Annotated in this window: 1 protein-coding gene; it reads left to right on the forward strand. The window is 62.1% G+C overall.

All coding sequences use genetic code 11. From position 1 onward, the window contains the following. A partial coding sequence (locus QZR30_RS27945) for an RHS repeat domain-containing protein (RefSeq protein WP_311904790.1) occupies window positions 1-359 on the forward strand: 359 nt, incomplete at both ends.

Below are 359 nucleotides of genomic sequence, written 5' to 3' on the forward strand. Positions count from 1 at the left end.
GTCATTGTCGAGCGGCAGTTGGCCGGTGGGGCGAGTTTCTTTTGGGCGTGGGAAGGCTCCGGCAAGGCGGCGCGTTGCGTCCGGCATTGGGCGAGTTTTTCGCAGATGGACACGCGTTATGCCTGGGGGGATGACGGCCGTGTCACCGTGCATAACGCTGATGGTAGCCAGGAAGTTTATGTCCACGATGAACGGGCGCGGTTGGTACAACGCATCGATCCGGACGGCGCCCAGCATTTCAAATCCTACGATGACAAGGGTCGACTGACCGTCGAGCAAGACCCGCTGGGCGCGGTGACGGCCTATCAGTACGACGAAGCCGGACGCTTGGTGGCGCTGTTTCCGGGGGATGACGAGCC

Origin of the sequence: Pseudomonas sp. rhizo25 (assembly GCF_031931935.1) — a bacterium.
Classification (GTDB): Bacteria; Pseudomonadota; Gammaproteobacteria; order Pseudomonadales; family Pseudomonadaceae; genus Aquipseudomonas; species Aquipseudomonas synxantha.